Here is a 19,847-nt window from a genome sequence, read left to right as displayed (position 1 = left end):
ATTTTTATATTTGTGATGAAATCGCAGTATTCAATACGGTCAGTTATCTACTGCTTACAATGGATCTTCATCGACTCGCACATCAGTAAACGACCAAAGTACGGTCGTTAACTGATGTCGACACCACAGCTCCGTGCCAATTTGTTCCATTCCACTTACTGTGAGCATGGATTTAACTTGTTGTTAAGCATCAAAATGTAGTTAACCCGAGTTTGTAGATTATCCGCTCTTGACTGCCGGTCACGTTTTTAGTGCGAACGTGCTGACTTGAGTGGTAGTCGATTTGGTTAACGCTGCTTCTAAATTGACAGCATTAAGGACTGTGCAGGACATAAATCTACATTGGACTGTGGGTCATAGAAACTACTTTGCTTCCAGCCAATCGTTCATCGTTTGATACAGTGCCGCGACCTGTTCTGGCCGATCGATACCTGGCAGGTCTTGGTCAATGTCGTAGCCGTGGCTGTGAAGGGTGTAGGCGAGGCAGGCGTAACTTGGACGGTAACTTGCCAGTTCAGTCTGGTCTACCTTGACGTTGTCCACTGGTGTCAATGGCACCAGGGTGTCTGCTTCATAGATGCAGGTCATGTAATGGATCAACCATTCGCCGTCGACGCGTTGCAGTTCGTACACGATTTTTGAATCAGAACTCAAGTTTAATTTGGCGCCTTCGAGTTCTTGCTGCCCCTTAATGCTAGCCTGCATAATAGCAACGGCCCGGTCACCAGTCATCCAAACCTGGGTGTTGTAGATTTGGTGTGACGTCCGAGTGTTGCCTGCCATGTTGGCTGATTCAGAAACAAAGTCTTTAGCACTGCCCTGGAACCAAGAGATTTCGATCTTGGCATCATCTGTATAAGTCTTGTTCATTTCATCAAACAGACTGTTATCGCGGCAGAAACGTTCGAATTGAATGAGCTCAATGATGTTGGCCTTATCGACGACTTCTGCGGCAGTAAATGGCGCGTTTTTAGTTAGTAATTTCATGGTGTTTCCTCCTAAATAGATGCAGCATACTGACTGCTTTTATCAGTATCAACTCTAATGGTTATTATAAGCGTAATCAATGATAACGTGTCCACGTTGGATAAATATGTTACAAATCAGGTACGAATGAAACAAATTTTGAAATGGCATCCCAAAAATCAGTCAAACAGGCAGACTTGTTTCAAAAGGTCACACTTAATTCACAGAATGGGTACAGTTTTTTCAAGAATTGATGAGAGAATAAATTTAGAAATAAATAATGATTTTCCTTAGATAATATTTATAGACAAACAGAATCGATGATGTTATCGTTTCAAGTGAATCAGTTTTACAGTTAGGCCATTCTGCCAAAAAAGTAACAATCTGCCTAAGAGATTAGGGTAAATGGTGACAAGATGGTGTCATGTACGTTATACTGATACCGTGGTTTCCTTAGTTAACCGCTTCCATTTGTGTGCCTAGCTGTATTAGCAACACTTTGTTACTTATTTTACAAAGTTTGAGCAAATCTGTTGAACAGATGTTGAAGTGTGTTAGAATTAGGAAAGATTAAAGAACGATTAAAATATATTGAGAGTGGTGGTTAATTGTGGCTGAAGCAATTTACTTATTAACCCCGGAAGATAAAAACTTCATATCCCATGTGTGCCGTAATTTAGAAACATACGCAATGTGGGTCAACGCCTCGGATCATCCTGAAGCTTACCCAGTCATGGAAGATCGAAAAGAGACTGCTGAGTACTTAGTGATCATTTTTTAAAGGAATATCATTTCGAAGTCACGGATAAGCAGCAGATGATTCAGGTGTTGGTAAACGGGGTGTTATCAGAATCACCAGTTGACGTTGTGGCGGTTATAAAAGAGATTGCAACACTATTGGATACTTACGCCGCTAGTGTGCAGTAATTGATGAATAGCAAGTCCCTTGATGCAAATTGCATTCGGGGGCTTTTTGTTTTGAGCTAGGTGATCGTACCCAATGCGCCCGTATCACCTACCATGCGTATGGCAGTGGCATTTTTGGTGTTCATAAATTCAGACAAAGCTAATAGTGGCATGCACCGCGAGATATGGTACACTTTCTACTATAGAGAAACCGGATTCAATATTGGTTGAACTGTAGAAAGAGAGGGCACCATGCTTAGTTATTTTGCCTTGATCACGCTGGTTAAACTGTCAGGACTTCTGATTCCGTTTATCTGGTATTTGGTGGTCAGTACGAGACGGTGGCGGCTATGGGGAATTACGGCTGTCATTGTGTTATTTATTGTGAGTTACGTGAACACCTATTTCAATTTACCGGATCTGGCTTACCCATCATTGATCGATGGGTGGCTGATGTGGTTCATTGGCGGGCTGATCTTCGTTGCCGTACTACGCCGGTTTGTGTTTACCCACGGCGTTGTTAACGAGGGTGCGCCGTCAAGTAAGGACAGCTGGCTAACCAAGTTGCTGCGCCAGTTCGGCATCACTGCCGGCTGGTTGACGAAAATGATTGGGGCCGGTGTGGCTGCCCTAGTGGTCTTCTTTATCGTTGGCAGCATTTCTTCCGTGATCACGCAAATGAATCCGCAGCCGTCTGTGTCATCCATTAAAACGGACATTAACAACACGACGGATACGGCGCCGATGCCGGTCATTAAAGACAACGCTGAAAAGCCCGTGGTCAATGCACCACAGACCGTTTCAACCGACATGAACAACTCGCTGAACAGTTTTAAGAACTCCAACGTCTACGATCTCAACTCAATGCGGGTTCAGATGTATAAAGGCAAGATGGTCTACGTTGCGCCCGTTGCGTTTACAGGTGGGTTCTGGCGTTACCTGCACTACCAAAAAGTGCCCGGTTACTTCATGACGAACGCCACCGATAAAAACGCTGATCCGCAGTTTGTCAGCAAGCCGATGCGGTACACGCCTAGCGCGTACTTCAACCGCGATGCCGACCGTCGAATCAGCGCGCATAGTCTCGGCTACACGATGGTGGGAAATACCTCACAACTGGAAGTTGATAACAACGGGACGCCATACTACGTGCGGACGCTGGCCAAACCGCTGTCGTACTTCAACCGCAATTACGATTATCGTCACTACAAAGTTGCCGTTTTAAACACGGTGACCGGGAAGGTGAAGGTCTATTCACCAAACAACGTACCAAAGTTTGTCGATGTTGCGGTCAGTCCTGACTTGGTTGCCAAAGAAATTACCATGTTCGGCAAGTACCGTCATGGGTTCTGGAACGCCACCAGCTTTGGTGGCCATAGCGATGTTATGAAACCGACCGAGGCCGGCACTGAAGGCGGCAGCAAACTCACGCCGTACGCCTACAAGGGTCGGATCTACTACTTCTCAGGGATGACCAGTATCAACAATCACCAAAGTTCAGTGCTGGGCTACACCTTCGTGGACGCGCGGACAAACGTGATGCACTACTACAAGGAACACGGTAACGTGATGACGCCGGAGCGGGCCATTTCCTACTCCCAACAAGATATTAACCCGCAGGACTACAAGGGAACACTGCCACTGTTGTACCGGATCGCCGGTAAACCAACGTGGGTCGTTTCTATGCTGGACCGGGATAATAACTCATTCATGAAGTTTGTGTACTTGAAGGCGGATGGCAACAACCAAAGCGGGACATACGCGGTCGGTGACGATGCCAATAGCACGCTGGCCTTGTTTGAACAACGGACGGGTATTAAGTCCACAGCCGCAACGCCAAAAGTGACCGGTAAAACGATTTCGGGTACTGTTGAACGGGTGGTCAAGCCGGATGATAAGCAGATCCTGTTTATTTTGAAGGGCGACAGCCACGTGTACCGAATGGATACAACGTCAAAGAGCTTCCAGCCAATCTTCCAGTTCATCCAGGCGGGCGATAAGGTCAGCTTCAGAGCAACGGCAACAACGAAGACCCAGCTGGCGACCGCTAATGTTGGGTTGGATACTTTTAGGAATGGGAGTTTAGGGAAGTAGAGTGTGGAGCAGGGCGTTTTGAGGGCGGAGTGTAAGCAACTCTGGCAGAAATGCCCGAACTTGGCATTTTTGCCAGAGTTGCTTACACAGTAGCCCTCAGCCTGCGGAACACGTTTCGACTCAAGGCTAATAGAAAGCCAGTAGCAAGCACCATAGAGTGTGGAGGGAGGGCGTCCAGAGGGTGGAGCCTAAGTGACTTTGCCCGTAAAAGCCCGGGCTTGGCTTTTGCGGGCGAAGTCGCTTAGGTGCAACCCTTTGCCCTCCCGGAACACGTTTCGGCTCGAGGCTAATAGCAAGCCAGTAGCAAGCACCACTCAGACAATAAAACGTGAAAATAAGGTCTGGATTTTTGTCAGAGTTGGCTTACACAGTAGCCCACAGCCTTGAAATAATAGTTCTATAATCAAATACAAGCACCCCAAAAAGACGCCTGAAGCAACACTCAGGCGTCTTTTTGCTACACAACGTTAACTTACAATCAAATTAAATGAATTTTGCACAACTTAGTTATAAACTAGTGTCAGGTTTTAGAGTTCAAGGAGGGCTTACTATGACAACACATTATGAAGCACAGTTGGTACCACTAAACGCGGAAAAGATTGGCTCAGCAGCTTATGGTCATGCTAGTTTTGACATTGACGGCGACACTTTGACGATTAAGATCGACATGCACGGCACACCAGCAAACACTGAACATTGGGAGCATTTCCATGGCTTCCCAGATGGCAAGCAGGCATTGATTGCAACGGCTGCTCAGGATGCAAATGGTGACGGTTTTGTTGATCTGCCTGAAACCGAACCCGTCTCAGGGACGACCATGGTGCCGTTCGACGATGCCCCTGAAAAGATGGATATTCCTCACGACCGTTACCCAGTTGCGGATGCAAATGGTGATTTTTCTTACGAGCAAAAGGTACCGCTAAGTGAGTTAAGCAAGAACTTCAAGTCATCCTTTAACGATGAAGAGCTGCAATTAGACAAGCGGGTCATTTACATTCATGGGACTGACCCAGAATTAACCATTCCTGACACGGTTCAGGGCATGGTTGGCCACTTTGACCAACATGTGACCTTGCCAATTGCTACGGGGCAGATTGAAGCAATCGATTAGAGAGTGGAGGAAAACGGGAGGAAGCGGAGTGTAAGCTGACTCTGACGAAAATGTCTGGGCTTGGTATTTTTGTCAGAGTTGGCTTACACGCAGCTTTCTGTTTTCCGGAACTCGTTTTCGCTATGTGGGATAGAAGCACCACTTAAATGGTTTAAATCTGATTCGATTTACAAAAATGATGAGTAGAAAAAATGGTACCCCAGCTGACTTTGAGTTAGGGTACCATTTATTATTTTAATTTAGAGATTCAGCTCATAGCAACGCAGCGATGTTTAACGCTCGTCGCTACTTAGCAGCAGCCTCAGCAGCTTCAATTTCAGCTAAAGTAGGAATCGAAGGATGTGCGCCCATGCGTTGCACAGTGATCGATGATGCCCGGTTTGCAAACCGAATGGCGTCGGTTAGGTTGCTCATGTCCTTGTTGAGTTGAGAACTCAGTGCACCAATGAAGGTGTCGCCGGCTGCAGTGGTGTCGACAGCCTTGACCTTGAAGGCGTCCACAAAGCCGGTGTCGCCGCTAACGGTGTGGTAGAAGGCACCCTTGCTCCCAACGGTGATGATGACACATTTGGCACCCATGTCGTGCATCTTGTTGGCAGCCTTGACCATCGAGGCTTCGTCGGTAATTTCGATGCCGGTCAGGGTCTGGCTTTCGGTTTCGTTTGGCACGACTAGGTCGCTGACGGCGAGCAGGCTGGCAGGGATGGCCTGACGAGCAGGAGCAGGGTTCAAAATCGTCACAACGTCGTTTGCCTTGGCGGTCTTGAATGCGGCTTCGGCAACGTCCATCGGCGTTTCGAACTGCGTAATGATGAAGTCGCTATTAGCAATGGTGGCTTCGGCGTTCTTGACATCGTCAACGTTTAATTTTTGGTTGGCACCGCCGTAAACGAGAATGGAGTTTTGCCCCTCATCGTCCAGTAAGATGAAGGCTTGGCCGGTCTTAGCGTCTTTGGTAACCGTGACTTGATCCACGTTAATGCCGGAATCCTTCATGGAGTTGATCATGAATTGACCGTTGGTGTCGTCGCCGATCTTACCAATGAAGTGGGTGTCAGCGCCGGCCCGGCCAGCAGCGATTCCCTGGTTAGAGCCCTTGCCGCCGCCAGCAAAGGACTGGTTGTGCATGGCAAGTGTTTCGCCTGGTTTAGGTAAACGTGGGATTTCAAGAATCGTATCAACATTTAAGCTTCCGATAACAGTTACGCGGTTGGTCATAGTAGTTAGCCTCTCATTCGTGTGTTTGTTCAATCATTGGTTAAGTTAAGTAAAACGTTTTACGTATTTTGCACTCAATAATATACCAGATAATGTAAGCCATTTCAACCATAAAACGACTATTCAAGGTCAATTATACTGATTGGTCAGTAAAAACGCTAGCCGAGTTCGGTTATCACGATGTAATAGTGGTAACTGATGGCTAGCGCTTTGCTGATTTAATTTAACGTACTTGTTTCTAATCCTTCAATCGTTGGTGCGAGGGTCGTCAGGATTTGTCGCGTTTGTTCCACACTGAGTTGGCCAGGGGCTGACTGGGCGTGAACGGATGCGAAGGTCAAACAACTATTGAACGTCTGACCGGCGATGCGGCTGACGGCACCCAGTGCACCCATTGCCATGGTGATCAGCGGTTGGTCGATGATGGCACTGACTTGGTGGGTCGCGTTCATCAATGCCAGAACATCATCGCTTGACTGCGGCATTACGGCTAATTTTACGACGCTGCCGTTCGTGCGCGCCATGGCAGTCAACTGGCTGACCATATCGGCTTCAGACGGGGTGTGGTCAAATTAGTGGTGGCTGATGATGGTGCGCACGTGGTTTGATTCAGCCAACGCGATGAGATTTTTAATCGTTTCTGGATCACGCTGCCACTCGAGATCAATGGCCGTGATCTTAGTTTTCGTCAACAGTTCTGTGTAAATGTCACGGTAGTCGCTGTCCGCAATCTGGCGTTTGCCGCCTTCTGTGCGGTCACGGAGCGTTGCAATGAGCGGCAGTTCGCCAAGAATTTCCGTTAACCGGTTGGCCGTTTGAACTAGTTGGTCCAAATCTTCAAGGTTGTTGAGGTAGTCTAACCGCCACTCCACTAAGTCAGTGGAAGAGGACACAACTTCACCAGCTTGGCCGATCACCTTAGCGATATCGGTGCCAGTAATTGGGACGCAGATCTTTGGCAGACCGCTGCCCAGCGTTAATTGTTTAAAAGTTACGGGGGTCATAAGTACAGAACTCCTCCTCATCTAATCTAATTATCATTAACGACGATAGCATTTTACCCCCTAAAGTACAAGCAAACTCGTTTTCAGAAAAACGACATGTTGTGAAATTTGTGTTTGGGTGCGGTGGTATAATAAAGATTAATTTAATTTTAATCACAGACCAGTACACTGGTGATTCATTCTATTTTGGGATTGGGAGACATGACATTGGAAGCAACCGAACAATTAGCAACTATTGAAACTTACGCAACCCAGCAGCTGGCTGCCGATAAATCCGGCCACGGGTTGGACCACATTAACCGGGTCGTCACGAACGCAAAAATGCTGCTGGCAGAAGAACCCTCGGCCGACTATGTGTTGACGCTGGCTGCCGCCTATCTGCACGACGTGATCGACGATAAATTAGTCGACGACGTGCCAGCCGCTGAGCAACACGTGGTTGACTTGTTGAAATCAGTCGACATGTCACAAGAAAAAATCGAGACGGTCATGCTGATCATCAAAAATATGTCGTTTAGCAAAACGCTGACGGAGGACCAGCAGAAATTACCGTTGGAAGGCCAGATCGTCCAAGATTCCGACCGCTTGGATGCCATTGGCGCCATCGGTATCACGCGTGCCATCTACTATGGCGGTCACCATAGTGAAAAGATCTACGACCCGCAAATTGCGCCTCGCAAGCACATGACGAAGGCAGAGTATCGCAATCTGGATAATGAAACCATCATCAACCACTTTTATGAAAAACTATTGAAGCTTGCCGAGCAAATGAACACGCCAGTTGCCCAACGGATCGCCAAGAAGCGGCAGCAGACGATGTTGGACTTTTTGGATGCGTTTAAAGGGGAATGGAACGGGATGAGATAGTGGGTTGCTATCCGTTGCATTGCGCGATTTGGCACTCCACCGTAATGGCTCGCGATGAAGCTAATTCGATTGTCGCCTTGCGCCACTCGAATGGATCTCCATCGTCTCGCATGTCACTAAATGGCCAAAGAACGGCCATCAAGTGACATCGACACCACGACTCCGTGCTGAATGACTGCATTCCACTCACTATGAGCCTACTTTCTATGCAGGCTAAGCATCGAAATGCAGTCAAAGACAGTTTGTAGAGAATCCGCACTCGACTGTCGTTCAGTCATCGACAGCAATGCTTATTACGTTTTATCTTAAAAACTAAAGTATAAAAAAGAGCCGATAATTTCATGATTACCGGCTCTTTTCTTTACCCTTATTCATTACACTTCCAAAAGGTCAACAAACTCGCCGTGCACCAGTTTGCAAAGATCTTCTGCGTTGACCTTTACTGAACGACCAATCTGTCCTGATGATACGATCAGTTCGCCTTGTTCCTTTGCGGTATTATCGAAGTAGATGGGGTACTTCAACTTTTCCCAGATACCGATTGGGGTGTTGGCACCGTGTTCGTAGCCCGTTGTTTTAACGAGTTCTTTTAGGGGCACCATACTGACTTTTTTATTGCCAGACACCTTGGCGAGCTTTTTTAAGTCCAAGTGGGTATCGATCGGTAGGACGCCAACGACGGGACCCGTTTCCTTGCCAGATGCCACTAATGTTTTATAGATGGTATGTTGATCCAGCGTACTTTCGTCGATGTCCATCTGGGCGACGTCGCCTTCTTCGTGAGTGGCAAAGGAAAGTTGTTCATAAGCAATCTTATTCTTATCGAGAATTTGCTCGACAAGCGTTTTATGTAACCGACTCTTTTTATTTTTCTTAGACATCCTTTCATTCCTTATCGTTTAGATTTGGTGCAGTCCAAATGTATTATTGAATAGAACCAATTTTATTAATAGTGCGTTTCAATGTAGGCGAAACGGTCAAAATCTGTTATACTCGATTTAACTACAGAATCAAGTTAGTTGGTTGCAAGGAGAAAGTCATGAAAGATTTAGTTTATCGAAAAGTGCTGCATGATTTAAAAGCGCGCATCCACGACAATCAGTTTCCTAACAAACGACTACCAGATGAGCGAAGCCTAAGTGAAGCATACAACGTAAGCCGTAGTACAATCAAGCGGGCGCTTAGCGTTTTAGCGAATCAAGGCATTATTTTTAAGAAACGCGGGTCTGGCACCTTCATTAATCCGCTATATATGCGTAACCAGACCATTTTCCACTACGAAGGAACAAACTTGGGAATTACTGACAGTTTTAAGAGCGATGGTCAGACCCAGGGAATTAAATTATTGTCATTTAAGGTGGTGCCTGCCAGTGAAAGCCTGCAGCAGGACCTCTTCTTATCGCAAGGGGACTTTGTTTATGAGATCAAACGGTTGCGGCTGTTTGATGACAAACCCTTTATGATCGAACAGGGGTACATTCCAATCAAGATTGTGCCAGAGTTGTCCGAAAAAGTCGTCTCTGGCTCAATCTTCAACTATCTGGAAGACCAGCAGAGCAAGGTGGTCACAAAGTCGTTCATGACGATCCGAGCAGAACCATCAACGGCGGATGATCAAGAATTATTGGGCTTGAAGCCAACGGAACCAACCTCCATTATGGAAGGTATCTTCTTCCTGGATGACGGCACACCGTTTGAAGTCTCCAATATGCGGATGCGTTATGATTATTTTAATTATAATACGTTTGTGACGTTGGATGAGGAGTAGAGTGTGGCAGAGTGCGGAGCAAGGCGTTTAGAGGGCGGAGCACGTTTCGGCTTGAGGCTAATAGAAAGCCAGCATCCCTAAAAACAGAACAAAAAATCACAAGAAAAACGACCAAGAAAAAAACTCCTGGTCGTTTTTGCGTCTTTATCCTGTAAAGGCCTCCAAAAAGAAACAGGCCCAACCAAACTCATAGTTTTCCTTAAACCCGCGTCAAATCAGTGGACATGACGTGCGAAATTTGACATAATGCACAGGAGTTGATCGGTACGGGACTAACTTATTTTATAATTGGACCGTATCAATTTATAAAAAGGTTGACTTTTGTTCAAAACAGTTTAATATAGTGTTTGTAAATTATCAGTATAAAAATTGTATTGGTAATTTCGCACCATAATTTCTATCAGCTAAGATTATGTAGTTATCTTAAATCAATCAAAGGAGTGTTACTCTAATGGCAGTAGATTACGATTCCAAACAATATTTGGAAGGCGTTGACAAGTACTGGCGTGCCGCTAACTATCTTTCAGTAGGTCAATTATTCTTACGGGACAACCCATTGTTGGACCGGGATTTGACTTCTGACGACGTTAAGGTTAAGCCTATTGGTCACTGGGGAACTATCGTTTCTCAAACTTTTATTTACGCTCACTTAAACCGTGTGATTAACAAGTATGATTTGAACATGTTCTATATTGAAGGTTCAGGTCATGGTGGCCAAGTTATGGTTTCTAACTCATACCTTGACGGTAGCTACTCAGACATTTACCCAAACATTTCTCAAGACAAAGAAGGTCTTAAGAAGTTATTCAAGCAATTCTCATTCCCAGGTGGGGTTGCCTCACATGCCGCTCCTGAAACACCAGGTTCAATCCACGAAGGTGGCGAACTTGGTTACTCACTTTCACACGGTACTGGTGCAATCTTAGATAACCCAGATGTAATTGCCGCTGTTGAAATCGGTGATGGCGAAGCTGAAACCGGCCCATTGGCTGCTTCATGGTTCTCAGACAAGTTCATCAACCCAATCAAAGATGGTGCTGTATTACCAATCATCAACATGAACGGTTTCAAGATTTCTAACCCTACTATCCTTTCACGGATGACCGACGAAGAGTTAACTAACTACTTCAAGGGTATGGGCTGGAACCCTAAGTTCGTCGAAGTCAAAGACCCAGACAATCACATGCCTGTTCATGAAGCAATGGCTAAGACTATGGACGAAGCCATTTCTGAAATCAAAGCAATCCAAAAGAACGCTCGCGAGAACAACGATAACTCATTGCCTAACTGGCCAATGATTATCTTCCGTTCACCAAAGGGCTGGACTGGTCCTAAGGAAGACTTCGATGGTAACCCTGTTGAAGGTTCATTCCGTGCTCACCAAGTTCCGCTTCCTATCGCAGCTGACAGCATGGAACATGCTGACAAGTTGGTTAGCTGGTTGAAGTCATACAAGCCTGAAGAAATCTTCAACGCTGATGGCACGCTCAAGCAAGAAGTTCGCGACTTCGCTCCTAAGGGCGACAAGCGGATGTCAGTTAACCCTATCACTAACGGTGGTATCGATCCTAAGCCATTGAAGCTCCCTGACTACAAGGACTACGCCGTTAAGGTACTACTCCAGGTGCTACTGAAGCCCAAGACATGATCGTTTGGTCTGACTGGGTTGCTGACACCATGAAGCTTAATCCAGACAACTTCCGTGCCTTCGGCCCTGACGAATCTAAGTCAAACCGTCTGTACAGCATGCTTGATCATGGTAAGCGTCAATGGGAAGAAGACATTCACGAACCTTACGACGAAGACATGGCACCACAAGGCCGCGTTATCGACTCACAACTTTCAGAACACCAAGCTGAAGGTTGGTTAGAAGGTTACGTATTAACTGGTCGTCACGGTTTCTTCGCTACTTACGAATCATTTGGTCGTGTTGTCGACTCAATGTTGACTCAACACATGAAGTGGTTGCGTAAAGCTGCAGAACAATCATGGCGTAACCAATACCCATCACTGAACTTTGTTGATACTTCAACTGTATTCCAACAAGATCACAACGGTTATACCCACCAAGACCCAGGTATGTTAACTCACTTGGCTGAAAAGAAGCCTGAATTCATCCGTGAATACCTGCCAGGCGATGCTAACACCTTGTTAGCTGTTGCTGATGTTGCTTTCCGTTCATACGAAAAGATCAACTTGCTGGTTACTTCAAAGCACCCACGTCCACAATGGTTCTCAATTGACGAAGCCACTAACCTTGTTCACAATGGTTTAGGCTACATCGACTGGGCTTCTACTGACCAAGGTCAGGAACCTGACATTGTGTTCGCTGCTGCTGGTAGTGAACCAACTTGGGAAGTCTTCGCCGCTGTATCATTGTTACACGACGAATTCCCAGAAATGAAGATTCGTGTTATCAACGTTGTTGATATCTTGAAGCTTCGTTCACCTAAGATCGACCCTCGTGGCTTAAGCGACGAAGAATTCGACCGTTACTTCACTGTTGACAAGCCTGTAATCTTTGCATTCCATGGCTTCGAAGACTTAGTAAAGGACATCTTCTTCGACCGTCACAACCACAACCTGTCAGTTCATGGTTACCGTGAGAACGGTGACATCACCACACCATTTGACATGCGTGTCTTGAACGAACTTGACCGTTACCACTTGGCTAAGGATGCCGTATTAAACATTCCAGAATACGCTGTAAAGGGTTCATACTTTGCACAACGTATGGATGACATGGTTGCTAAGCACAATGCTTACATCCGTGAAAACGGTACTGACTTGCCAGAAGTTAACAACTGGAAGTGGCAACCACTCAAGTAATTCACGCGCTGAATTAGCTTGATCAACTGCCTAGACGCCTCAACCGCTTGTCGGTTGAGGCGTTCTTTTTGGTTCTTTTTCGAAATGATTTTGTGCTAAAGTCCGTTGCATTCCGCAATTTGGCACTCCGCGTAGTGGCTCGCGATGAAGCTAACTCGATTTCCACTGCGTGGCTCTCGAGTGGATCTTCATCGTCTCGCACATCAGTAACCGACCAAAATACGGTCGCTAACTGATGTCGACACCACGACTCCGTGCCAAATTGCGCCATTCCACTTACTGTGAGGATACTTCAGACAAGCGTTAAGCATTAAAAGGCAGTCAATGACAGTTTGCAGAGAATCCGCGCTCGACTGCTTGTTCTACAACTGATAGCGATTCTTCAAACTGCATTCTGAGTCTCAATTTCATAGACTGCCAACAATCGAGCCTAATGGTTGTAAAGTAGCGGCGTTAGATTGCAGGCCAGTTTACTCAAAGTGGCGAAACGCAGCGACAATGATATTCAAACTAACCAAAAACACCGTTAATCAAAATCCTAAACAGTATTGATTGACGGTGTTTTTGGTAGGCGAGCCATTTTGAGAATCTGGGCAGCCTTTAATGACTGTGTATGTTTCGTTAGTCTTTGGATGTGAACCAGTCTTGAATCCCAGTCATGAATTTCTGAACGGTTTCGGGTTTATCTAAACCGGGAAGATCATCGCTTGCAGTTTCACCGATGTCCTTCAAGGCGATGCTTAAATTCTTATAACTGTCACGGGCGCCTTTAACGGGTTTGATATCCTTGGGTGTCACGGGTAACAAGGGTATCGCGTTCGTAGACGGGTGTCATGGCATAGATCTTCCATTCGCCGTTGACCCGTTTGAGGGAGTAGACCAGCCGCACGTAAATGAGATTGTCCATTGTTTGCCCCTGAACAGGTGTCCGGCCAGTCATGGTCGTGACGACGACCGCAACTGCATTGTCCCCGTTAAGCCAGACTAACGTTTCGTGCATCTTATGTGCTGGTAGTGCGTCAGTTTGGGCGTCAGGGGCTGGCTTTGAGGCTTCAAGGAACCCTTTGATGTCACCTTTATACCAGGAAATTTCAATGGTGGCATCGTCGGTATAGCAGGTGGCCATCCCGTCCCAAAGACCGTAATCGCGGGCGTATCGCTCATAGTGCACCAGTTCTGTGATTTGATACTTATCTAATAGTTGCTTTTCATTTTTCGTTGTTGGCCGCTGTTCTTCAAAAATCATAGTTTTAGGATCCTTTCGTCAGTCAAACCCGATAGTTCATAATTATCAAATATAATATAATTGCATATTTCATAATTGTCAACTATTATGAATAAGACAAAAAACGGACAGAAAGAAGTGCAGCTCATGACAAAGGAAACCCTGAATACCAAGACGTTTGGTCAGCTATTTACGATCTATACGCAGGCCTTTTTGCAGAATCGGTCGATTGATGATTTAGGAATGACACGGCTGCAGGCCATGGCATTACGCAATGTGTTTGAGAATTCTGGGATGACGATGACGCAGTTGGCACAAGTCATTGGCATCAGCAGTTCGCAGTTGACCCGGCTAGTTGCAACACTGGAGGAACGTGGGTTAGTCGCTCGAAAAAGAAATCCGGAGAATCGGCGCGTTGTCAACGTTTATCGCACTGAAAAGGGGGCTGCCCTCGTGAAAGGGCATTTAGACTTAACGGAAAATCGGCTTGCCGGCTATTTGACCAGACTGGATGCGGCTGACCAGGAAAAATTGATTGCCTATATGCGCTGCAGTATTGAGCTGATGGTTAAGGCGGGCATTATTGATCCGGAGATCGTTACTCGGTTAGAAAAATAAAGGTCACTGTTGAATCGTTATTATGGTGGGCGATTACGTCGCTTCACCAAATTTATTTGTTAGTTATGGTTGACATGAGCTAACTAACTAGTTAGAATGGTATTCGTTAGTTAGTAATAATAAAGGCTAACTAAATGACAGCTATCTGGAATTTTAAAAAAGGATGATTACCATGATGCGTAAAACAACCGCAGATTTAACGATCACAACCAACGTGCCGCGCCACGAAAGACTGTCCGTTCACGAACAGGTCAAAGGGCTTACGGCTCAAATGAGTCACTTTGCCAGCCTGACTCGGCCAATTGACTGGGTCATGTTGAGCACTGAAGACGATGAAGACGAGTTGCTGTTAGAGATTCCAATGCAGTTTGATCCAGACGTCATGACGGCCAGTTTCAGCGGTAACCGTGACCATGTTTGGGCACTTGAAGCGGGGCAGCCAGGCGGTATCTTAAAGTTACATACCACGACTGGCCAAGGCAGCAATTTGTATGAGATGGCCCGCCAGATGTTGAAAATGGTGCACCCGGATGCGCCCGTTGACTGGGTGATCAGTCGCGATGTTGCCGATTCGGATACCATTTGGCTGATGACGTTCCACCAGGACGAAGACGGCATGCGCCGGTACTTCAAGGACCTTGCCACAGACCCAGCGTTTGATTTACTGGCACTGCCGAAATGAAGGTGCCGTTCTACGTGCTGACGTCCGGCTTTGCGATGGATTAACTTGGAAATGACAGTTAGATTTGACTGTTAGTTTAGTCATTACGAGACTAAACTAAACCTGAAAGAAGAGGATGAGTACGATGACACAACCTACCATGAATACGACCCGTATGACGCCGATGCAATCAGAATCTGATGACCAGCTTTTAGTTGCAACTGAGTCGATCCGCCAATTAACGAAACCAATGCCACACCTGGATTGGGTGTGGTTGACCGTTGATGATAACGATCAACTGATTGAAATGCCGATCAGCTCAACAACGACCATGATCGAATCCAGTTTTGACGGTCAAGAACAGTCCGCTTGGGGCTTGGCGATGGATCAACCAGCCATGTTTTTGAAATTAAACGCGGAATATGAGCACCGTGAAGACTTACTGACCACGTTGACTGAGATGTACCGCGACGATGATGCCGGCGACCAGCCCGTGGCTTGGATGCTCTGCCGGTCGACGGAGGACGCCGATATCGTTTGGGCGTTGGAATTTTACGAAGATGAGGCCAGCATGCAGCGGCATTTTAAGCGCCACATGAACAAGCACCTGTTTGACCTGCTGGCGAAGATGCCTGAAAAGGTCACGGTCCACGTGGCATTGTCAGGGTTTGAAATGAATTAAACTAAATAGTTAGCTTTTATTGACATTAACTAACTAAGTAGTTATACTGTATCTTGTGAGTTGGGATCGGATCACCGAGGACGCCAGCTCAACCTTACAGCAGGACAACTTGTTAGTTTAAAATAATGACATCTAACTAAATAAAAGGAGACCACAAAATTATGGCATACACTTCAAGAGATTTATTAAACGAGTTTGGTCGGTTAATGCACACGTTCCAGAAACGGGGATTTTCAGCCGTTTCAAAAAAGTCACGAGAGTTTTGGGCAAACCAGCCTAAGCGCGGCAGATGCGATTGATCTATCTGTTATCGCAAAAGGATGAGTTGACTAACTCCCAAATCGTTGACGAATTGGACATTCGCCCAAGTTCCGTCAGCGTCATGATCAAGAAATTGGAAGAGGACGGGCTGGTTGAACGGCACGACTCACCGGATGACAAGCGGATCAGTTTGATTTCATTGTCAGACAAAGGTCGCGACTTGATCAAGAGTTCTCACGACTTCAAGACAGAATTCTCTGACTTCTTATTTGACGGCTTAAACGATGATGAAAAGGAAGAATTTGGTCGGTTGTTCGCTAAGCTCACCGATAGTCTGGATGAAAAGTTCAGCAAGTGGGACGACGGCGAAGAACGCCCAGACTTCTTCGATAAAGCACCAGAACAATTCTTCAACGGGCGTGGCGGATTCCACGGCTTTAACGGCCACCACCAAGGCCACGGTAACCGCAACGGATTTGGTTGGGGTGGTCGCAATGGTTTTGACCAACACGACGGTCGTGGCTTTGACCCACGCAACGGGTTTGATCCCCGCAACGGTAACGGTTTCGACCATCAGATGGGAACTGGGGTAACGGCCACGGCTTCGACCCAGATGACGATACTGAATCAGAAAAATAGATTAAGTTCAAGATAGAGGAGATCTCAAATCATGCAACGTCGAGCACCTGAAGCACCACGGGGCGGTCAACAACAACCCTACGCATTTAAGAAACAAAAATTTAATTTTAAGGCTTTCGCAAAATTAGTGGGCAGCATCAAACCCCATTTTTGGGAATTAGCGATTGGCTTGATTTTAGGGTTAGCCGCCACCGGGATGCAATTAATGGTGCCCCAGTTTGCTAAGCAGTTGATCAACCAGTTAGGCCACCACATGAACACGGGCCTCATGGGGCTTGTGATTGCCTTCTTCGTTTTGAGCGCACTGATTAGTGCCGTTTCGGGCAGCGTCCTTGGCTTCTTCGGTGAGGATGTCGTTCGCAAACTTCGCAAGTTTTTGTGGGCTAAGATTCTCAGATTGCCAGTCAGCTACTTTGACGAGACTCGTTCTGGGGAAATCTCATCTCGGCTGATCAACGATACGTCACAAGTTAAGGACCTGTTGGCCAACTCAATGCCGACTATGGTCACTTCCATTCTCCAACTTGTTGGGGCACTAGTTTTGATGCTCCTAATGGACTGGAAAATGACGTTGATCATGTTCATTGCCGTGCCACTGGTGTTAGTCGTGATGATGCCAGTCATCAGACAATCCCACAAGATCTCAATTGCCCGCCAAGATGCCCTCGCTGACTTTAACGGTCAGTCCAGCGAAATTCTCAGCGACATTCGGTTGGTTAAGTCTTCCACGGCGGAAGATCTGGAACACGAAGACGGCAACGGTAAGATTGAAAAACTGTACAAGATCGGCATCAAGGAAGCCATTTACGACTCCATTGCCAGCCCGCTGATGCAGATGGTGATGATGGGTATGATGGTCGGCCTGCTGATTTACGGCGCAAGCGGGTCGCTTCTGGCACCATGACGTTTGGGACGTTGATCTCATTTCTGATGTACCTGACCCAAATGATCGGACCGTTCACGCAAATGAGTCAGTTCTTCACTGATATGGCCAAGACAAGCGGGTCAACCGCTCGGATTCAAGAGATGCTGCAGATGCCTGAAGAGGACCAAACCTCTGGCGAATCTGTTGCCCTTGACGGCAAGACGCTCGCTGTTGACCACGTTGACTTTGAATACGAGAAGGGGCAACCGATCTTACAGGACGTTTCCTTTGAAGCAAAGCCAAATACAGTGGTTGCCTTCGCCGGTCCTTCCGGTGGTGGGAAATCAACCATCTTTGGTTTGTTGGAACGCTACTACAACCCAGACAAGGGTGAAATTAAGATTGGCGACACCACTGTTACGGGGGTCAACCTCACGAACTGGCGGAGTCAAATTGGATTGGTGAGCCAAGATGCTGCTATTATGGCCGGCACCATTCGTTACAATTTGACTTACGGCCTAGACGGCGAGTACACGGATGACCAACTCTGGAATGTTTTGGAAATGGCCTACGCGAAGGATTTCGTTTCCGACATGCCTGACGGACTTGACACTCAAGTCGGTGAACGCGGGGTCAAAGTTTCCGGCGGTCAACGGCAACGGTTAGCGATTGCGCGGGCCTTCCTGCGAGATCCTAAGATCTTAATGTTAGACGAAGCCACGGCTAGTCTGGACTCCGAATCTGAAATGATGGTTCAAAAAGCCCTTGAAAAGTTGATGCATAACCGGACCACGTTAGTTATTGCGCACCGACTCAGCACAATCGTTGACGCTGACTAGATCTACTTCATTGAAAAGGGTCAAGTCAGCGGTCACGGCACCCACAAGGAACTCATCAACAAGTTACCTTTGTACCGCGAATACGTTGAAAACCAAATGATGTTGCAACAGGCACCGCAAACTGCTTAATCAGGTTTGACAAGAAAACAGGGTCTTGGATGGCCCTGTTTTTTGTTAGCTTAATAGTCCGTTGCACTCCGTAATTTGGGACTTCATCGTGGTGGCTCGCGATGAAGCTAATTCGATTTCTGCTGCGCAGCTCTCGAATGGATCTTCATCGTCTCGCATGTTACTAAATGGCCGAAGAACGCGCCCATTAAGTAACATCGACACCACGATTCCGTCCCAAATTACTCCGTTCCACTAACTTTAAGCAAACTGCTAACAACGATTAAGTATCGAATTTCAGTTAAACCTAGTTTGTAGAGAATCCGCCCTCGACTGCAAGCAACTCATTAAGAATAATGCTTCTGTCTTTGCGAAGTTCCGGATCAAGCGACATTGGCATAAAGCTTGCAAACAGTGAGATTACTATTGTTGCAGAGCTAATTTAAAGTAGCGTTTGTACAAGTCGGTGGAACGCAAAGACAGTTTAGATTATATATAAAAGGAAGTAGACCACCATGACGTTAAAGAACACCAAAGCATTAACGAATTTGCATCCAGAGATCAAGCAGTTCCAAGAGAAACTGTGGGCACAGTATAGTGATGAAAATCGGACAGCAAAACCTGGACAGATCGTCTTTGTCGGGTCGTCGTTGATGGAGATCTTTCCGATCGAGAAGATGCAAGCCGAGCAGAATCTTGGATTAAGCAAACACATCTATAACCGTGGTGTCCGCGCCACGACGACGGCTGATTTGTTGGCGCACATGGATGACCAGATTTTTGATTTAGCACCCAGCAAGATCTTCATCAATATTGGGTCAAATGACATTGGTTTTGGCGTGCCTGAAGCGACATTTCTCGCCAATTACAGTGAGATTTTGAGCCAGATCAAGCTAAGTTGCCAACCACGGAAATTTACGTGATGGCCTATTACCCAACAAACCACACGGGCAAGTTTAGCGATGGGGATGAGGGTGATGCCCTGTTGGCAAAACGAGGGAACGATGCGATGGCTGATGCCAGTGATAAGGTCGCTACTTTAGCAAAACAACAGGCGGTTCATTTCATCAACGCCAACGCTGGGTTGACGGATGAAGCGGGCAACTTGAAAGCGGACTTGACGTTTGACGGCGCCCATATGCTGCCAGCGGGGTACGAGATTGTCTTCGATAATTTAAAACCATAT

The 19,847-nt window shown here is 46.6% G+C and carries 14 protein-coding genes and 4 pseudogenes; 13 read left to right on the top strand and 5 right to left on the bottom strand.

Translation table 11 applies throughout. The features are described 5' to 3' along the window. Positions 1-363: 363 nt before the first annotated feature. Positions 364-987: a nuclear transport factor 2 family protein gene (locus JCM11969_RS13030; RefSeq protein ID WP_054711832.1), complete on the bottom strand. Its 624-nt coding sequence runs from the start codon at positions 985-987 to the stop codon at positions 364-366. A 589-nt stretch (positions 988-1,576) separates the two neighbouring features. On the opposite strand from JCM11969_RS13030, the gene JCM11969_RS17840 reads away from it, so the two are divergent. From JCM11969_RS17840 to JCM11969_RS13020, 3 genes are all read left to right on the top strand, one after another. Then, on the top strand, positions 1,577-1,747 hold the full coding sequence (locus tag JCM11969_RS17840) for a hypothetical protein (RefSeq protein ID WP_156319365.1): 171 nt from the start codon (positions 1,577-1,579) through the stop codon (positions 1,745-1,747). Positions 1,748-2,124: 377 nt separating this feature from the next. Then, the gene (locus tag JCM11969_RS13025; protein WP_054711830.1) at positions 2,125-3,966 is read left to right on the top strand and encodes a hypothetical protein; all 1,842 of its coding nucleotides are present in this window, start codon (positions 2,125-2,127) and stop codon (positions 3,964-3,966) included. 550 nt (positions 3,967-4,516) lie between these two features. Continuing rightward, positions 4,517-5,077: a hypothetical protein gene (locus tag JCM11969_RS13020; protein ID WP_054711828.1), complete on the top strand. Its 561-nt coding sequence runs from the start codon at positions 4,517-4,519 to the stop codon at positions 5,075-5,077. A gap of 285 nt (positions 5,078-5,362) precedes the next feature. Here the strand turns inward: JCM11969_RS13020 and rbsK are convergent, their stop codons facing one another. Both rbsK and aroD read right to left on the bottom strand, forming a co-directional pair. Beyond that, on the bottom strand, positions 5,363-6,295 hold the full coding sequence (gene rbsK, locus JCM11969_RS13015; RefSeq protein WP_054711826.1) for a ribokinase: 933 nt from the start codon (positions 6,293-6,295) through the stop codon (positions 5,363-5,365). A 218-nt stretch (positions 6,296-6,513) separates the two neighbouring features. Continuing rightward, positions 6,514-7,299: pseudogene (gene aroD / locus JCM11969_RS19285) on the bottom strand (type I 3-dehydroquinate dehydratase). Positions 7,300-7,506: 207 nt separating this feature from the next. Here aroD and JCM11969_RS13000 point away from each other — a divergent pair. Further along, a complete protein-coding gene (locus tag JCM11969_RS13000; RefSeq protein WP_225353299.1) occupies positions 7,507-8,166 on the top strand; it encodes an HD domain-containing protein in 660 nt (219 codons plus the stop codon). A gap of 374 nt (positions 8,167-8,540) precedes the next feature. On the opposite strand, the gene JCM11969_RS12995 is transcribed toward JCM11969_RS13000, so the two are convergent. Next, positions 8,541-9,047 (bottom strand): aminoacyl-tRNA deacylase, encoded by a 507-nt coding sequence (locus JCM11969_RS12995; RefSeq protein ID WP_054711818.1) that lies wholly within the window; start codon positions 9,045-9,047, stop codon positions 8,541-8,543. A gap of 158 nt (positions 9,048-9,205) precedes the next feature. Here JCM11969_RS12995 and JCM11969_RS12990 point away from each other — a divergent pair, with 158 nt between their 5' ends. Together JCM11969_RS12990 and JCM11969_RS12985 are read left to right on the top strand one after the other, a co-directional pair. Further along, entirely contained in the window at positions 9,206-9,934 is a 729-nt protein-coding gene (locus JCM11969_RS12990) for a GntR family transcriptional regulator (protein WP_054711816.1), read from the top strand. A gap of 451 nt (positions 9,935-10,385) precedes the next feature. Further along, positions 10,386-12,763 (top strand): annotated as a pseudogene (locus JCM11969_RS12985) (phosphoketolase family protein). 769 nt (positions 12,764-13,532) lie between these two features. Here JCM11969_RS12985 and JCM11969_RS12980 read toward each other — a convergent pair. Beyond that, positions 13,533-14,009 (bottom strand): nuclear transport factor 2 family protein, encoded by a 477-nt coding sequence (locus JCM11969_RS12980; protein WP_054711814.1) that lies wholly within the window; start codon positions 14,007-14,009, stop codon positions 13,533-13,535. A gap of 126 nt (positions 14,010-14,135) precedes the next feature. Between JCM11969_RS12980 and JCM11969_RS12975 the strand changes: the two genes are divergently transcribed. The 7 genes and pseudogenes from JCM11969_RS12975 to JCM11969_RS20115 all read left to right on the top strand — a co-directional run. Continuing rightward, positions 14,136-14,606 (top strand): MarR family winged helix-turn-helix transcriptional regulator, encoded by a 471-nt coding sequence (locus JCM11969_RS12975; protein WP_054711813.1) that lies wholly within the window; start codon positions 14,136-14,138, stop codon positions 14,604-14,606. A gap of 172 nt (positions 14,607-14,778) precedes the next feature. Continuing rightward, the gene (locus JCM11969_RS12970; protein WP_054711809.1) at positions 14,779-15,288 is read left to right on the top strand and encodes a hypothetical protein; all 510 of its coding nucleotides are present in this window, start codon (positions 14,779-14,781) and stop codon (positions 15,286-15,288) included. Between the two features lie 124 nt (positions 15,289-15,412). Then, positions 15,413-15,949 (top strand): NIPSNAP family protein, encoded by a 537-nt coding sequence (locus JCM11969_RS12965; RefSeq protein WP_054711807.1) that lies wholly within the window; start codon positions 15,413-15,415, stop codon positions 15,947-15,949. A gap of 289 nt (positions 15,950-16,238) precedes the next feature. Beyond that, positions 16,239-16,865 (top strand): MarR family winged helix-turn-helix transcriptional regulator, encoded by a 627-nt coding sequence (locus JCM11969_RS12960; RefSeq protein WP_054711805.1) that lies wholly within the window; start codon positions 16,239-16,241, stop codon positions 16,863-16,865. 15 nt (positions 16,866-16,880) lie between these two features. Next, positions 16,881-18,682 (top strand): annotated as a pseudogene (locus tag JCM11969_RS12955) (ABC transporter ATP-binding protein). A 494-nt stretch (positions 18,683-19,176) separates the two neighbouring features. Next, positions 19,177-19,584: an SGNH/GDSL hydrolase family protein gene (locus JCM11969_RS20120; protein WP_082409352.1), complete on the top strand. Its 408-nt coding sequence runs from the start codon at positions 19,177-19,179 to the stop codon at positions 19,582-19,584. Next, positions 19,584-19,847: pseudogene (locus JCM11969_RS20115) on the top strand (lysophospholipase); the annotation flags it as partial. The gene JCM11969_RS20120 and the pseudogene JCM11969_RS20115, both read left to right, overlap by 1 nt.

Source organism: Secundilactobacillus paracollinoides DSM 15502 = JCM 11969 (genome assembly GCF_001311135.1).
GTDB lineage: Bacteria > Bacillota > Bacilli > Lactobacillales > Lactobacillaceae > Secundilactobacillus > Secundilactobacillus paracollinoides.
The sequence above is the reverse complement of the archived record's forward strand: the minus strand, read 5'-3'. Positions and strand labels throughout refer to the sequence as shown.

Excerpts from the sequence above, each read along its gene's own strand:
- JCM11969_RS13030 (WP_054711832.1), bottom strand. The coding sequence starts at position 987 with ATGAAATTACTAACTAAAAACGCGCCATTTACTGCCGCAGAAGTCGTC.
- JCM11969_RS13020 (WP_054711828.1), top strand. The coding sequence starts at position 4,517 with ATGACAACACATTATGAAGCACAGTTGGTACCACTAAACGCGGAAAAG.
- JCM11969_RS12960 (WP_054711805.1), top strand. The coding sequence starts at position 16,239 with ATGCGATTGATCTATCTGTTATCGCAAAAGGATGAGTTGACTAACTCC.
- JCM11969_RS12980 (WP_054711814.1), bottom strand. The coding sequence starts at position 14,009 with ATGATTTTTGAAGAACAGCGGCCAACAACGAAAAATGAAAAGCAACTA.
- JCM11969_RS12995 (WP_054711818.1), bottom strand. The coding sequence starts at position 9,047 with ATGTCTAAGAAAAATAAAAAGAGTCGGTTACATAAAACGCTTGTCGAG.
- JCM11969_RS12970 (WP_054711809.1), top strand. The coding sequence starts at position 14,779 with ATGATGCGTAAAACAACCGCAGATTTAACGATCACAACCAACGTGCCG.
- rbsK (WP_054711826.1), bottom strand. The coding sequence starts at position 6,295 with ATGACCAACCGCGTAACTGTTATCGGAAGCTTAAATGTTGATACGATT.
- JCM11969_RS12975 (WP_054711813.1), top strand. The coding sequence starts at position 14,136 with ATGACAAAGGAAACCCTGAATACCAAGACGTTTGGTCAGCTATTTACG.
- JCM11969_RS12965 (WP_054711807.1), top strand. The coding sequence starts at position 15,413 with ATGACACAACCTACCATGAATACGACCCGTATGACGCCGATGCAATCA.
- JCM11969_RS13025 (WP_054711830.1), top strand. The coding sequence starts at position 2,125 with ATGCTTAGTTATTTTGCCTTGATCACGCTGGTTAAACTGTCAGGACTT.
- JCM11969_RS20120 (WP_082409352.1), top strand. The coding sequence starts at position 19,177 with ATGACGTTAAAGAACACCAAAGCATTAACGAATTTGCATCCAGAGATC.
- JCM11969_RS12990 (WP_054711816.1), top strand. The coding sequence starts at position 9,206 with ATGAAAGATTTAGTTTATCGAAAAGTGCTGCATGATTTAAAAGCGCGC.